Annotated in this window: 12 protein-coding genes; 9 read left to right on the forward strand and 3 right to left on the reverse strand. The window is 69.7% G+C overall.

Annotated features, from left to right (window positions below; all coding sequences use genetic code 11):
- The first annotated feature begins 38 nt into the window (after positions 1-38).
- The 5 genes from KVT39_RS13010 (at position 39) to KVT39_RS13030 (ending at position 5,873) form a co-directional block, all read left to right on the forward strand.
- Positions 39-1,277 carry a CoA transferase gene (locus KVT39_RS13010; protein ID WP_347814855.1) on the forward strand — a complete coding sequence of 413 codons (1,239 nt, stop codon included), beginning with the start codon at positions 39-41 and terminating at the stop codon, positions 1,275-1,277.
- Entirely contained in the window at positions 1,274-2,146 is an 873-nt protein-coding gene (locus KVT39_RS13015; protein ID WP_175747801.1) for a CoA ester lyase, read from the forward strand. Before KVT39_RS13010 ends, KVT39_RS13015 begins: the two co-directional genes overlap by 4 nt.
- Positions 2,143-3,636, forward strand: coding sequence for an MmgE/PrpD family protein (locus KVT39_RS13020; RefSeq protein WP_217589245.1), 1,494 nt, complete (start codon positions 2,143-2,145; stop codon positions 3,634-3,636). Before KVT39_RS13015 ends, KVT39_RS13020 begins: the two co-directional genes overlap by 4 nt.
- Positions 3,633-4,652, forward strand: a complete 1,020-nt coding sequence (locus KVT39_RS13025; RefSeq protein ID WP_217589246.1) for a cyclase family protein — start codon at positions 3,633-3,635, stop codon at positions 4,650-4,652. The genes KVT39_RS13020 and KVT39_RS13025 overlap by 4 nt, the downstream gene beginning before the upstream one ends.
- Before the next feature lie 291 nt (positions 4,653-4,943).
- A complete protein-coding gene (locus KVT39_RS13030) occupies positions 4,944-5,873 on the forward strand; it encodes a LysR family transcriptional regulator (RefSeq protein WP_034184648.1) in 930 nt (309 codons plus the stop codon).
- A gap of 12 nt (positions 5,874-5,885) precedes the next feature.
- Here the strand turns inward: KVT39_RS13030 and KVT39_RS13035 are convergent, their stop codons facing one another.
- From KVT39_RS13035 to KVT39_RS13045, 3 genes are all read right to left on the reverse strand, one after another.
- Positions 5,886-7,364 (reverse strand): MmgE/PrpD family protein, encoded by a 1,479-nt coding sequence (locus KVT39_RS13035; protein WP_217589247.1) that lies wholly within the window; start codon positions 7,362-7,364, stop codon positions 5,886-5,888.
- Between the two features lie 45 nt (positions 7,365-7,409).
- On the reverse strand, positions 7,410-8,492 hold the full coding sequence (locus KVT39_RS13040) for a porin (RefSeq protein WP_217589248.1): 1,083 nt from the start codon (positions 8,490-8,492) through the stop codon (positions 7,410-7,412).
- A gap of 193 nt (positions 8,493-8,685) precedes the next feature.
- The gene (locus tag KVT39_RS13045; protein WP_217589249.1) at positions 8,686-9,588 is read right to left on the reverse strand and encodes a CoA ester lyase; all 903 of its coding nucleotides are present in this window, start codon (positions 9,586-9,588) and stop codon (positions 8,686-8,688) included.
- A gap of 231 nt (positions 9,589-9,819) precedes the next feature.
- Between KVT39_RS13045 and KVT39_RS13050 the strand changes: the two genes are divergently transcribed.
- The 4 genes from KVT39_RS13050 (at position 9,820) to KVT39_RS13065 (ending at position 14,596) form a co-directional block, all read left to right on the forward strand.
- Positions 9,820-10,584, forward strand: a complete 765-nt coding sequence (locus KVT39_RS13050) for an IclR family transcriptional regulator (protein WP_175747791.1) — start codon at positions 9,820-9,822, stop codon at positions 10,582-10,584.
- A gap of 74 nt (positions 10,585-10,658) precedes the next feature.
- Positions 10,659-11,939, forward strand: a complete 1,281-nt coding sequence (locus KVT39_RS13055; RefSeq protein WP_217589250.1) for a CaiB/BaiF CoA-transferase family protein — start codon at positions 10,659-10,661, stop codon at positions 11,937-11,939.
- A 66-nt stretch (positions 11,940-12,005) separates the two neighbouring features.
- Positions 12,006-13,025 carry a cyclase family protein gene (locus KVT39_RS13060; protein WP_217589251.1) on the forward strand — a complete coding sequence of 340 codons (1,020 nt, stop codon included), beginning with the start codon at positions 12,006-12,008 and terminating at the stop codon, positions 13,023-13,025.
- Between the two features lie 83 nt (positions 13,026-13,108).
- Positions 13,109-14,596, forward strand: coding sequence for an MFS transporter (locus KVT39_RS13065; RefSeq protein ID WP_175747788.1), 1,488 nt, complete (start codon positions 13,109-13,111; stop codon positions 14,594-14,596).
- Positions 14,597-14,859: the final 263 nt, after the last annotated feature.

Below are 14,859 nucleotides of genomic sequence, written 5' to 3' on the forward strand. Positions count from 1 at the left end.
CGCGGCGCGCCGTGCAATCCATCTGACTGGAGAACGGCATGGCCACTGTGGAAATCGGAGACGTCGACGCCGGCGCGGCGCCGGACGCGTCCAAACCGGCGCCGCTCGACGGCATTCGCGTGATCGACGCCGCGACGCTGTTCGCGGGCCCGCTCGCGGCGACGATGCTCGCGGACTACGGCGCCGACGTGATCAAGGTCGAGCATCCGGACGGCGATCCGGCGCGCAAGTACGGCGCGCGCCGCGACGATGTGCCGTTGTGGTGGAAGGTGCTCGCGCGCAACAAGCGGGCGGTCACGCTGAATCTCGGCACGGCCGACGGCCAGCGGATCTTCCGCGAGCTGGCGGCGCAGGCGGACGTGGTCGTCGAGAATTTCCGGCCCGGCACGCTCGAACGCTGGGGGCTCGGCTACGACGTGCTGTCCGCGCTCAACCCGCGGCTCGTGCTCGTGCGGGTGACGGGCTTCGGCCAGTTCGGCCCGTATGCGAGCCGCCCGGGCTTCGGCACGCTGGCCGAGGCGATGAGCGGGCTCGCGTCGATCACCGGCGACGCGGACGGGCCGCCGCTGCTGCCGTCGTTCCCGCTCGCCGACACTGTCGCGGGGCTGACCGCCGCGTTTGCGATCATGACCGCGCTGAAGGCGCGCGAGCGCACCGGGCGCGGCCAGGTCGTCGATCTCGCGATCATCGAGACGATGCTCGCGGCGATGGGCGCGCAGGTCGCAAGCTACGACCAGACGGGCCGGGTGCCCGAGCGCACCGGCAATCGCTCGCCGAACAATTCGCCGCGCGGCGTCTACCGCACGTCGGACGGTAAATGGGTCGCGCTGTCGACGTCGGCGCACAGCATCGCCGAGCGCGTGATGCGCCTCGTCGGCCGCGCGGACCTGATCGACGAACCCTGGTTCGCGAACGGCGCCGAGCGCGCGAAGCATGCGGACGAGCTGGATGCGGCGGTCGGCGGCTGGATCGGGCAGCGCACGCGCGACGACGTGATCGCCGAATTCGAGCGCGCGCAGGCGGCGGTCGCGCCGATCTACGACGTCGCCGACGTGCTGCGCGATCCGCAGTACGCGGCGCTCGGCTCGATCGTGTCGGTGCCCGACGCGGAGCTCGGCGCGTTCCGCACGCACAACGTGCCGTTCCGGCTGTCCGACACGCCCGGCGCGATCCGTTGGGGCGGGCCTGCGCGCGGGACGCACAACGACGAAGTATTCGGCGCATTGGGACTGGAGCGGCGCGAGATCGCCGATTTGACCGAGCGGGGAATCATATGAAAACCAGCGCAACTTACCGCAGTTACCTTTACGTGCCCGCGCACAAGGCGCAGGTGGTGGAAAAGGCGTATGCAAGCGAAGCCGATGCCGTCGTGCTCGACCTCGAGGATGCCGTGCCGGCCAGCCACAAGGCCGACGCACGCGAGGCGGCCGCCGCGATTCTCGCGGAAGGTCCGCCGAAGCCGACGTACGTGCGGATCAACCCGATCGGCAGCCCGTGGTGCCGCGACGACGTCGAAGCGATCGCGCAGCCGGCGCTGCAGGCGCTGCGCCTGCCGAAATGCGACCTGCCGCAGCAAATCCAGGAAGTCGCGGGCTGGCTCGACGCGCTCGGCTGCGATGCGGGCATCCAGATCCTGATCGAGTCGGCGTACGGCGTCGAGACGGCTTACCAGCTCGCGACCGCGTCGCCGCGGCTCGAACGGATCGGGCTCGGCGAGAGCGACCTGCGCGCGGATCTGCAGATCGGCGTCGACAACTTCACGCTCGAGGTGTGCCGTGCGCGCTGCGTGGTCGCGTCGCGCGCGGCGGGGCTGAACGGGCCGATCCAGACCGTCTATCACACGCTGCCCGATCTCGACGGGCTGAAGGAGTCGACGCTGCGCGCGAAATCGATGGGGTTCCTCGGCCGTTTCGCGATCCATCCGTCGCAGCTTTCGGTGATCAACGAGGTGTTCACGCCGTCGGACGACGAGATCCGCGCGGCCGAGCGCGTGCTCGAGGCGGTCGATGCGGCGGCGGGCAAGGCCTCGGCGTCGTCGGTGTTCGTGCTGCCGGACGGCCGCGTGGTCGCGCCGCCGCTGATCGCCAACGCGCGCGTCACGCTCGCGCTCGCGAACAATCTTCGACTCAGTGGAGCACTGGCATGAGCACACCCGACACGCTTTCCGGTCCGGCGGCGGCCGCTGATCCGGCCGCACCGAACCGGCCCGCGCCGCCCGACGGCATCGTCGGCGCGCTCGGCCGCTTCGCGGCGGAGGTGCGCGCCGAAGGGCTGGATCGCAGGCTGCGCGTCGAGGCCGCCGCGCGCGTGCTCGACGTGGTCGGCAACAGCCTGATCGCGCACGACGAACCGGTCGCGCAGTCGGTGCTGCAGGTCGCGCGGCGCTGGGCCGGCTCGGGCCCGGCGAGCGTGATCGGCGCGCCCGATCGGCTGCCGGCCGCGAGCGCCGCGCTGGTCAACGGCACGCTCGCGCATGCGATGGATTTCGACGATTCGCACATGCGGTCGGTGCTGCATCCGAGCGCGTCCGTGATTCCGGCCGCGCTCGCCGCCGCGCAGGCGAGCGGCGCGTCGGGCGCGGCGCTGCTCGATGCGATCACGGTCGGCACCGAGATATGCATCCGGCTCGGCGTCGCCGCTTACAACGAGCGGCTCGGCAATTCGGTGTTCTTCGAGCGCGGCCAGCACGCGACGTCGATCTGCGGCACGGTCGGCGCGGCGGCGGCCGCGGCGATGCTGCTCGGGCTCGACGCCGCGCAGATCGCGGCGGCGCTCGGCATTGCCGCGAGCATGGGCGCGGGCCTGCTCGAAGCGAACCGCACCGGCGGCTCGGTGAAGCGGATCCACTGCGGCTGGGCGGCGCACGCGGGCGTGAGCGCGGCGGAACTGGCAGGCGCGGGCGTGACCGCGCCGCCGACCGCGCTCGAAGGCCGCTTCGGCTTCTTCCACGCGTGGTGCGGCGACCTCGCCGACGTCGACGCGGTGCTGCGCGACCTGGGCGACGAATGGGAGACGAGCCGGATCATCTTCAAGCCGTATCCGTGCAACCACTTCACGCATCCGGGCATCGACGCGGCGCTGCAACTGAAGGCGCAAGGCGTGACGGCGGACGACGTGGTGGCGGCCGAGCTGCGGGTCGCGACGTCGACGCTGCGCACGATCGGCGAGCCGGCGGAGCTGAAGGCGAATCCGCCGAACGGTTATGCGGCGGCGTTCTCGGGGCCGTACACGGTCGCGGCGGCGCTGCTCGGCGGCGGCGGGCTCGGCGTCTGGTTCGACGATTTCGGCGACGCGCTTGCGCAGGACCCCGCCCGGCGCGCGCTGGCCGCGAAGGTGCGCTGCGTGGCCGATCCGTGGTGCGACGCGCGCTTCCCGACTTTCCTGCCGGCCGTGCTGCGCGTCGAGTTGCGCGACGGGCAGGTGCGCGAGGCGCGGATCGAGTCGAGCAAGGGCACGAATTCGCGGCCGCTGACCGAACAGGAGCTCACCGCGAAATTCGTGCTGGCGGCGAGTTCGGCGCTCGGCATGACGCGTGCGCTCGCGCTGCGCGATGCCGTGCAGGCGCTCGCCGACGATGCGCCGCTCGACGCGCTCGCGGCACTGACGTCAGGCACTGAAGGAGGGCACCGATCTTGAATGCACCGCGCTGGAAAAAGCGGCCGCCCGGCTCGAACTGGGGCGATTTCGGTCCCGACGATCAGAAGGGGCGGCTGAACTGGCTGACGCCGGACAAGGTGCGGCAGGGCGCAGCCGAGGTCCGGGAAGGGCTGTCGTTCTCGCTGAGCCTGCCGCTCGACGTGCCTCGCGGCGGCGGGCTGAACGCGCGGCGCCGGCCGCCGGCGATCATGCCGGCGCTGCTCGGCGACAAGCCGTACTTCGGCTATCGCGCGGACCAACAGGTTGCGAACGCAACCGATGTGGTCTGCGACGATTCGTTCTGCATGCACTCGCAGTTCTCGACGCAATGGGACGGCCTGTCGCACGTGGGCGGCCTGTTCGACGCGGACGACGACGGCGTGCCTGAAATCGTGTTCTACAACGGTTTCCGGATGGGCGAGCATCTGCGGGTGCCGCAGGAAGGCGACGCGACGGGCGGCGCGCGCGCGCTCGGCATCGAGGTGATGGCGCAGACGGGCGTGCAGGGGCGCGGCGTGCTGATCGACCTGCGGCGTCATTTCGGCGACGCGCGCACGAAGGTCGGCTTCGCGCAGCTGATGCAGGTGATGGACGCGGACCGCGTGCAGGTCGAGCGCGGCGACATCGTCTGCCTTCACACCGGCTTCGCTGATCTGCTGCTGAACGACGACGGCGGATCGCCGGCGACGGTTGCAAGCGCGTGCGTGCTGGACAGCAGCGATGCGCGGCTGCTGCAATGGATCGACGAATCGGGGCTGGCCGCGCTCGTGGCCGACAACCATGCGATCGAGGAACGTCCGCAGCATGCGCAGCCGCTCGCGCAACCGGGCGCACTAATGCCGCTGCACGAGCTGTGCCTGTTCAAGCTCGGCATTCACCTCGGCGAGCTGTGGCACCTGACGCCGCTCGCGAACTGGCTGCATGCGCACCGTCGGAACCGGTTTCTGCTGACCGCGCCGCCACTGCATATCCGCGGCCTGGTCGGCGCGCCGGTGAATCCCGTCGCGACCGTTTGAGCGTGCGGGCGGCCGTGGCGGCGGCCGCCCGCACTTTTTTTGCAGCGCGACCGGCTTGCGCAAAGTGCGAATTCAATTGCCGATTGACAAGGTATTCAGAAGAATCGACGCGAAACGGGCAATTTAATTTAAAACCATAAATAATATCGTCCGTTATCTAAAAAATATCGACAAGTCAAGATTGGACTATTCTTGTGCATTGCACTAAATATCAGGGGATTGCTCCGATTGCGGAATTTCGCAATCGCGATCGGAGGCGGTGATTAACCTGTTTAGTGGATGGTCGCAAACATGAATCTACGTTCGATCGATTTGAACCTGCTGGTCATACTCGATGCGCTGCTGACGGAGAAACAGGTCACGCGGGCCGGCCAGAAGGTCGGCCTCACGCAGCCGGCCGTCAGCAACGCGCTGGCGCGGCTGCGGTTCGTGTTCAAGGACGAGATCCTGGCGCGCACCGCGGTCGGCATGGAATTGACGCCGCGTGCGCAGGCGCTGGCCATGCCGATTCGACAGATCATGCAACAAATCGAGGAATTATTTGAATCGGATTATCAATTCAATCCTATTACGTCCGAGCGCCATTTTACGGTGCGCATGTCGGATCTCACCGAATTGCTTTTGCTGCCGGCCCTGCTGCGCTGCATGCGCCTGACCAGCCCGAATATCGGCATGGACGTCGTGCACATGAGCGCCGCCAAGACCGCCGACGCGCTCGAATCGGGGCTGCTCGACCTGGCGGTCAGCGCGGGCCTCGAACATTCGGGCACGCTGTCGTCGCAAACCGTGTTTCATGACCGGATGGTCTGCGTGATGAGCCGCAGTCATCCGGACGCGGGCAGGCCGCTGACGCTCGAACGGTTTCTCGCGCTCGACTTCCTCAACGTGACGATCAACCCGGTCGACCACAGCCTGGTCGACAACCTGCTCGCGAACATGAACTGTACGCGGCGCATCGCGCTCAACGTGCCGCACTGGCTCGTCGTGCCGAACATGCTGGATGCGCTGCCGTACGCGGTGATCATGTCGGAGCGGCATGCGGTCAGCCTCGACGATGCGCGGCTCGTGATCCGCGAACTGCCGCTCGCGATGGAGCCCGTCGCGTGGTCGCTGTACTGGCACCGCCGCTACGACGGCAGCAACGCGCACGCGTGGCTGCGCGGCCGCATCGTCGAGGTCGCGGAAGCGCTCGAGCGGCACGGCGTCGCGGCGGAGGCTTAGGGCGTCGGCGGTTCACGCGAGTCGGCCGACGACGAGCAGCGGCGGCAGCGTCGCGACGTCGGGCTGCTCGTCGAGCCGCCACAGGTAATCGAGCGCCGCGCGGATCTGCGTCGGGCTCCAGTGCCGCCGGCAGTTCTTCGCGAACTTCGCGTCGTAGTCGTCGCGCCGCATCGGCCGCGTTGGCGAGCCGGGCAGGTCGTCCACCTGTTTCGCGCAGGTCGTGCCGTCTTCGCACACGGCCGTCACCCGGTTCGGCGCCTGCGCCGGATAGCGGGCAGTCAGCGCCGGGTCCTCGTGCACCGTGATCCGCTCGATCAGCGCGCGCAGCGCCGGATCGCGCAGCGCGTCGTGCCGGTAGCTCTCGGTCGTGATGTCGCCGTCGAGCATTGCGCGCGCCACGATGTACGGCAGGCTGTGATCGGCGGTCTCGTGGGTCGACGGCGCCCATTTCTCGCGGTCGCGGCCGGCCGTCACGTAGCCCACTTCGGTCGTGTGGATCTCGATGCGCCGGATGCGGCGCAGGTCGCCGACCTGCGCCGCCACGTCGAGCGCGGCCGGAATCGCGGTTTGCGTGAGCCCTTGCGCGGGATAGAACTTCACGAAGCACTTGCCGATCCGGAACGTGCCGCCGCGCCCGCCGAATTCGCGCGTGTCGACCGCGAACGGCCCGGACACCTGCGGAAAGAACCCCGCCATGCCTTCGAAGATCGGTGACGGGCCGGTTAGCCCGGCGCGCGCGAGCTGCGTCGAGAACACCGCGTTGCGCGCCGCGTCCGCATCGGCGAGCGCCTTCCAGTTCGACAGCTGCTGGACGCGCGTCTGGTTCAGCGCGAGATGGCTGTTGATCGACAGGTTCACCGCCTGCACCAGCTGCGGCGCGGGCATGCGCATCAGCTTGCCCGCAGCGAGCGCGACGGCGGGCAGGCTGTAGCACGTGTGGTCCCAGCCGCGCGGGCTGATCGCGGCGGCGTCCATCAGCCGGCACGCGACCTCGTACGCGATCGCGATCGACAGGATCAGGTCGCGGCCGTTCGCTTGCTGCGCTTCGGCGACGGCGAGGCACGCGGACATGTTGTCGCTCGGATGGCCGGTCTCCTTGCCGGCGTACGCGTCGTTGAAATCGTAGTAGCGCAGCGCGGTGCCGGTCGCGAACGCGGCGAGATCGGGGCTCGTGCGCCGGTTCGTGCCGACGATCGTCGACACGCCGCCCGGCGACGCGAGCGCCGCGTCGCGCGCGATCCGCACCGGGCGTTCGTCGTGCGCGGCGATCGCGCAGCCGAGCGCATCGATCAGGTGCGCCTTGATCGTGTCGATCGTCGCTGCGTCGAGGTCGCGATACTGCAGCCCGGCCGCGTAGTCGGCGAGCTGTTGCGCGAGATCCGGGCGGTCGGCGGTTGCGCCGGCGGCCGGTAGCGTGCCGGCGCGGGCGTGGGCGAGCGGCAGTGCGAGTGCCGCGCCGGTCAGCGTGGAAAGGAAGTGGCGGCGGTTCATGGTGAGAGGACTCCGAAGGTTCCTGATACTGGGGGAGAGGCGAGTTCAGAACAGCTTGCGCAGGCCGAGTGCCGCGCCCGCGCTGCCGGCGCGGTCGGCGGCCAGCGAGTAGTGGAGGAAGTTGTAGTTGTAATTGTCGAAATCGAGCGCGGCGCGGCGCGCGTAGCCGGCCGCCAGGTACAGCGTGACGGCTTTCGACAGCAAGTAGTTCAGCTGCAACGTGACCTGCTGCGGGTTGGCCGGGTGCGGCGCGGGCGCCTGCGCGTTCGGCGGATTCTGCGCGCGGATGTCCTCGTAATAGAACGCGCCGATCGCCTGCAGATAAGGGGTGATCATGTACCGCACGCCGGCCCACCAGAACGTGTAGTTCGTCACGACCGACGGCGCGGCGACGCCACTCCGGCCGTGCGTGACGCCGGCCAGCAGCTGCGCGCGGTCGACGGACACGATCGCGGCGGCGGCGTAGCGGCGGAAATGCGCGAAGCCGCCCGGCTGCGGCGTGTTGACGTTGTCGAACGCGGCGGCGAACGAGAAGGCGCCGCCGGCATAGTCGAAGCCGGCGCCGTAGGCGGCGTTCGACTGGAACGCGCCGGGCGTGCCGCCGAACGAATAGTGCGTTTCGAGCGTCAGCGAGCCGATCTTCGCCAGGTACTTGGCGACGTGGTTCTCGCGGAAGTTGACGCCGACGATCGCGCCGGCCGGCTCGTACAGCGTCGAGTACGCCCCCGTCGGCGAATAGCGCTCCATCACGTCGAACAGCGTCGAGTACTGGTGGCCGAGCCGCAGCGCGCCCCAGCGCTCGTGCTGCAGCCCGACCCACGCGGAGCGGTCGAAGCCGCCCGCGCCGGTGCCGGTGCCGTTGTTCAGGTTGATGCCGCTTTCGAGTCGGAACGCGGCCTGCCAGCCGCCGCCGAGCTCCTCGACGCCTTTCAGGCCCCAGCGCGAGCCGCTCTTGCCGCCCGACGCCATCCGCACGAGCGATGCCGACGACTTGTCGCCGGGCGCGGCCTGGTGGGTGAGGAATTCCGTATAGATGTCGGCCACGCCGTACAGCGTGATCGTGCTCTGCGCGCAGGCGCCGGCCGATACGAGGCCCAGTCCGCACAGTGCGGACATCCGCTTGCCCATGGCTTGTCTCCTTCCAGGGTTTGTTATTTATTTGAATGCGGCGCCGCGCCGGTCGAGCGGCGCGGCGGTGCTGCGGGGCGACGCTATCCGGGCCGGGCGGCGAACGGGCAGCGGCGTGGTGGAACGCACGCGTGCACCGCGCGACGCGCGCGTGCGCAGGGATGAAGCACGGCGATGAAGGGCGGCGCGCGCATCACCGGGGCGCGCCGTCGGCACGCGCCTGCACGGCCGCGTGACGCGCGAGCACACGCTTCGCGCGGGCGACGCCGGGCGCGTCGACCATCCTGCCGTCGACGCGCAGTGCGCCGCGCCCGTTCGCGCGCGCGTCGTCGTAGGCGGCCAGCACCGCGTTCGCGTCGCGCACCGCGTCGTCGTCGGGCCGGAACGCGCGGTTGAGCGCGCCGACCTGCCGTGGATGGATGCAGGTTGCGCCCGCATAGCCGAGCTCCGCGGACGCGCGCGCGAGGCGCTCGAACGCGTCGAGATCGCGCAGCTCGTCGAGGCCGCCGATGAGGCCGAGCGGCAGGATGCCGGCGGCGCGCGCGGCGATGATCAGCAACTGCTTCGGCACGCGCAGCACGTCGGCGCCCGCGCCGCTTTCGCAGTTCAGCGCGAAATCGCCGCCGCCCAGCATCATCGCGACGACGCGCGGCGATGCCCGCGCGATCCGGTCCATCGCCTGGAACGCGCGCGGCGTCTCGACGATCGCGACGATCCGCGTGCCGCCGGGCGGCGCGCCGGTTTCCTCCTCGAGTGCAGCCAGCAGTTCGTCGATCGCCTCGACGTGCGAGCCGCCGCGCACCTTCGGCAGCACGACGCCGTCCACGCCGGCCCGGACGGCCGCGCGCAGGTCGGGCACCAGCAGGTCGAGCGGGCCGTTGGCGCGCACCAGCACGTCGCGGCCCGGCGCGCGCAGCGCCGGCACGGCGTCGGCCAGCCCGTCGCGGGCGGCCTCCTTGCACGCGGGCGGGACGCTGTCCTCGAGATCGAGGATCAGCGCGTCGGCGTCGCTCGCGACGGCCGATGCGACGAAACGGGGGACGTGGGCGGGGACGTACAGCAGCGAGCGCCAGACGGGTTGAGGCGACGAATTCATCGTTGATCTCTAAAAATGAAAGTCGCTTTCATTTTTGTGATGGATGAGGACATTCGTCAAGATTATCGTTAACGCCTAGTTTCAAAGGCTGTTGCAAGAAGATGAGCGACCGAAGCTGCGCGGATTCATGTTGATGTCATCGATGATCTGCGTATAATGAAAGTGACTTTCATTTTTTGATGCCGGCAGCCGCGACGCGGCACGACTCTGCCGACATCGCACGAGGTGGACATGAACAAGGTGGAGACAAGCAATCCCGCAGAGGGCGGCGTGGCTGCGGTCAACCGCGCGCTGACCGCGCTGCTGGCGTTCGGCAACGCGCCCGGCGGGCTGATGCTCGCGCAGGTCAGCGAGGAGACGGGGCTCAACATGAGCACGCTGTTGCGGATGTTCGAGTCGCTCGAGCAGTTCCGCTTCATCAAGCGCCTGCCGGACGGGCGCTACGTGCTGGGGCCGGCCGTGTTCCAGCTCGGGATGATGTATCGCGAGTCGTTCCAGCTGCGCGAGTACGTGATGCCGATCCTGTCGAAGCTGTCGGCGGAAACCGGCGAGACGGCCGCGTTCTACGTGCGCGAAGGCGACCAGCGCGTGTGCCTGTTCCGCATCCAGGCGCAGCGCTCGGTGCGCACGCACCTGCGCGAGGGCGACCGCTTCCCGCTCGACGTCGGCGCGGCCGGGCGCGTGCTGCTCGCGTTCAGCGGCACGCGCGGCGGCGACTACGAGAAGACGGCCGAGCAGGGCTACGCGGTGTCGATCGCCGAGCGCGACCCGGAAAGCGCGGCGATCGCGAGCCCGGCGTTCGGCGTCGGCCGCGTGCTGAGCGGCGCGATCTCGCTCGGCGTGCCGCGCTATCGCTTCAACAAGAAGGTGCTGGCCGACTACCTGCCGCGCGTGCAGGCGGCCGCAGCCGAGCTGACGCATGCGCTGGGCGGCGATCTGCCCGCCGCGGGCGCGGCGTTCCGCGCGGCCGACCAGCTCGGCGTGCTGCTCGAGTAACGCGGTGCGCGGCCGAGCGCGCGCCTGACCGGCATTCCGCATCGAACGACACACACACCAACCAGGAGACAAGCATGTTCGTTCCCGACCCGCAGGCCGCTCACGCGGCCGGCGCGCGCCGTCGCGCGTCCACCGGCCCGATCCATCCGAAACCGTTCGACGCCGGCGCGCAGGGGCCGCTCGCGGGCGTGCGCGTCGTCGACCTGTCGCGCCTGATGGCGGGCAACATGCTGAGCGTGCAGCTCGCCGATTTCGGCGCGGACGTCGTGAAGGTAGAGAGCGAGCGCGGCGATACGCTGCGCGCGGTCGGCGCGGGCGGGATCAGCACGAACTGGAAGGTGTACGGGCGCAACAAGCGCAGCGTGTGCGTCGACCTGCGCGCGCCCGAGGGGATCGACATCGTCCGCCGGCTGGTGCGCGACGCGGACGTGTTCGTCGAGAGCTTCAAGCCCGGTGTCGCCGAGAAGATGGGGCTCGGCCCGGACGACCTGCTCGCGATCCGGCCGGAACTGGTGATCGCGCGGATTTCCGGCTGGGGGCAGACGGGGCCGTACCGCCACAGGCCGGGCTTCGGCACGCTCGCGGAAGGGTACGCGGGGTTCGCGGCGATCAACGGCTTTGCCGACCGCGAGCCGGTGCTGCCGCCGATGTTCCTCGGCGACATGACGGCCGGGCTGTCCGGCGCGATTGCCGTGCTGGTCGCGCTGCATGCGCGCGACGCGCACGGCGCGGCGGGGCAGGTGATCGACGTGTCGCTGTTCGAGCCGCTGCTGTCGATCCTAGGGCCGGCCGCGGCGAACTACGTGATGACCGGCGAGATCAAGGCGCGCACAGGCAGCCGCTCGTCGAACACCGCGCCGCGCAACGCGTATCGCACCCGCGACGGCAAGTGGCTGTGCCTGTCGAGCTCGACGCAGGCGATGGCCGAGCGCCTGTTCCGCGCGATCGGCCGCGCGGACCTGATCGACGATCCGCGCTATGCGACCAACGTGCAGCGCGTGCAGCACGCGGACGCGCTCGATGCGATCGTCGGCGAATTCATCGCCGCGCGCGATCTGGACGCCAATCTCGCGTTCTTCGAGGAAGCCGGCGTGACGGTCGGGCCGATCCAGGACATCGCGCAGATCGTTCAGGATAACTATGTGATCGAGCGCGAGGCGCTCGTCGAGCTGCCGGACGACGACGTCGGCAGCCTGCCGATGCACAACATCACGCCGCGCCTGTCGGCCACGCCCGGCACGTTCCGCCGGGCGGCGCCCGCGCTCGGCGAGAACAATCGCGAGATTCTGCTGCCGCTGCTCGGCGAACGCGAATACGAGCGGCTCGCCGGGCTGGGCGTGATCCGCACGCGCTAGGCGCGACGTGCGACGCGGCCGCGAAGGACGGCCGCCGCACCCTGGACATTGCATGGAGGAGACACCATGAAGCCACGCTGGACCCATCGGCCGCCCGGTTCGAACTGGGGGGATTTCGGCCCGGACGATCAGAAAGGGCGCTTGAACTGGCTGACGGCCGACGCGGTGCTGCGCGGCGTCGCGGAGGTGCGCGAAGGCCGAGTGTTTTCGCTGAGCCTGCCGCTCGACGTACCGCGCGGCGGTGGGCTGAACGCGCGGCGCCGGCCGCCGGCGATCATGCCGGCGCTGCTCGGCGGCAAGCCGTACTTCGGCTATCGCGCGGACGAACAGGTTGCGAACGCAACCGATGTGGTCTGCGACGATTCGTTCTGCATGCACTCGCAGTTCTCGACGCAATGGGACGGCCTGTCGCACGTCGGCTCACTGTTCGATCCGGCGGGTGACGGCGAGCCAGCCCGCGTGTTCTACAACGGCTACCGGATGGACGAACACATCCACGTGCCCGAAGCGGGCGCGCCGCGCGGCGGTGCGCGCGCGCTCGGCATCGAGGTGATGGCGCAAAGCGGCGTGCAGGGGCGCGGCGTGCTGGTCGACCTGCGCCGCCACTTCGGCGACGAGCGGCGCAAGATCGGCTACGCGGAATGGATGGCGGTGCTGCGCGAGGACGACGTGGTCGTCGAGCGCGGCGACATCGTGTGCGTGCATACGGGCTTCGCCGATCGCCTGCTCGACGCCGACGCGCGCGGCGAGCCCGGTGCGCCGGACGTGTGCTGCGTGCTGGACGGCAACGATCCGCGCCTGCTCGAATGGATCGACGCATCGGGGCTCGCCGCGCTCGCGGCGGACAACCACGCGGTGGAGGAGCGCCCGCGCCATCCGTCGGCGCGCGAGCGGCCCGGCGCGCTGATGCCGCTGCACGAGCTGTGCCTGTTCAAGCTCGGCATTCATCTCGGCGAGCTGTGGCACCTGACGCTGCTCGCCGACTGGTTGCGCGCGCACCGGCGCAACCGCTTTCTGCTGACCGCGCCGCCGCTGCACCTGCGCGGGCTCGTCGGGTCGCCGGTCAATCCGGTCGCCACCGTCTGAACGCCGGCGCCGCGCGCACGCCGCGCCGGCGTCTTGTCCGCCGCTTCGCGCACGCTGCGCGGGCGGATCATCGAGGAGTCGCCATGTCCCATTCCCATGCGGCGTCGATTGCCGCGCGCATCGACCGCCTGCCCGCAACGGCCAGCATCTGGATGCTCGTGCTGTTCCTGAGCGTCGGCGGGTTTTTCGAGGTCTACGACCTGTTCCAGATGACCTACTTGCCGCCGGGGCTGATTCGCGACGGCATCTTTCACGCGGGCTCGCACGGCGTGCTCGGCATGTCGGACCAGGGCGCGCTCGGTGCGGCGACGTTCGCCGGATTGTTCGTCGGCGAGATGTTCGTGTCGCGCCTCGCGGACCGCTTCGGGCGGCGCGCGCTGTTCACCGGCGCGCTGCTGCTCTACACGGCGGCGAGCCTCGCGATGTGCGTGCAGACGCATGCGCTCGGCATTCTCGTGTGCCGCTTCATCGCGGGCTGCGGCATCGGCGCGGAGCTGATCACGATCGGCGCGTTCCTGACCGAGCTGGTGCCGAAGGCCGTGCGCGGCCGTGCGTTCGCGCTGTGCTTCGCGGTCGGCTATCTCGCGATGCCCGTGCTCGCGCTGGTATCGTGGCTGTGGGTGCCTCACGATCCGCTGGGCATGTCCGGGTGGCGCTGGGTCGTGCTGCTCGGCGGCAGCGGCGCGGTCGTCGTCTGGTGGCTGCAGTCGCGGCTGCCGGAGTCGCCGCGCTGGCTCGCCCGCACCGGCCGTGAGGCCGAGGCCGAAGCCGTGCTGCAGCGGCTCGAGCAGGCGGTCGAGCGGGAATCCGGCCGGCCGCTGCCCGCGGTCCGGATGCCGGCCGTCGCAACGCCGGCCGCGCGGCGCGCGCCGTCGATGTGGGATGCGCAGCATCGCGGCCGCACGGCGATGCTGATCGTGTTCAATGCATTCCTGAGCATCGGCTTCTTCGGTTTCAGCCAGTGGCTGCCGACGCTGCTCGCCGCGCAGGGCGCGACCGTCACGAAGAGCCTCTGGTATGCGTTCGTGATCGCGTTCGCGTATCCGGTGTCGCCGTTCGTTGCCGGCCTGCTCGCCGACCGGATCGAGCGCAAGTGGCTGATCGTCGCGTCGGCGTTCGGCGTCGCGCTGTTCGGCACTGCGTTCGCGATGTCGGCGCAGGCGCCGTTCGTGATCGCGTTCGGCTTGCTCGTCACGCTGTCCAACACGGTGCTCGCGAGCAACGGCACCGCGTACCAGTCGGAAGTGTTTCCGACCGAGATCCGCGGGCGTGCGCTCGGCTTCGTGCATTCGATCGGCCGCCTGACGGGAATCGCGAGCAGTTTCATCGTCGCGCTGCTGCTCGAGCGCGCCGGGGTGTCCGCGGTGTTCGTGCTGATCGGCGGCAGCATGCTGATCGTGATGGTGTCGATAGGGGTGTTCGGGCCGTACACCAACAACCGGGCGCTGGACGAGATCACCGGCCGCAGCGAGGATGGCGCCGAGACCGGGGCGGCGGTGCGCGGGCTCGCCGCATTGCCGACTCGGCGTGTCGATGGGCGGCGTAAAGGAGCCGGGGATGGGGCGGTGTAATGGCGCCGGCGGCAACGGGGCAGGACGCGGATTCGAACGGCTTAAGGGCGGCAGGCACCGTCGCGTAGTCGTCAATAAGCTTCCCGACACCCCGCATCGCCGACCGCCCCTATTGCGACAGAGCCCAGGAAAGTCTTTGTCGATCTGTCCATCTATTACGTCGTCCTATTGAATTCACGTCCGTGTAGCGACGCCCGGCCGGGCCGCAAACCCGCCACCACCAGCCATTCCTTACATTTCCGAAAGGAAGTCGTCGGTTATCA

This window comes from Burkholderia sp. GbtcB21 (genome assembly GCF_019091065.1).
Lineage (GTDB): Bacteria > Pseudomonadota > Gammaproteobacteria > Burkholderiales > Burkholderiaceae > Burkholderia > Burkholderia pyrrocinia_C.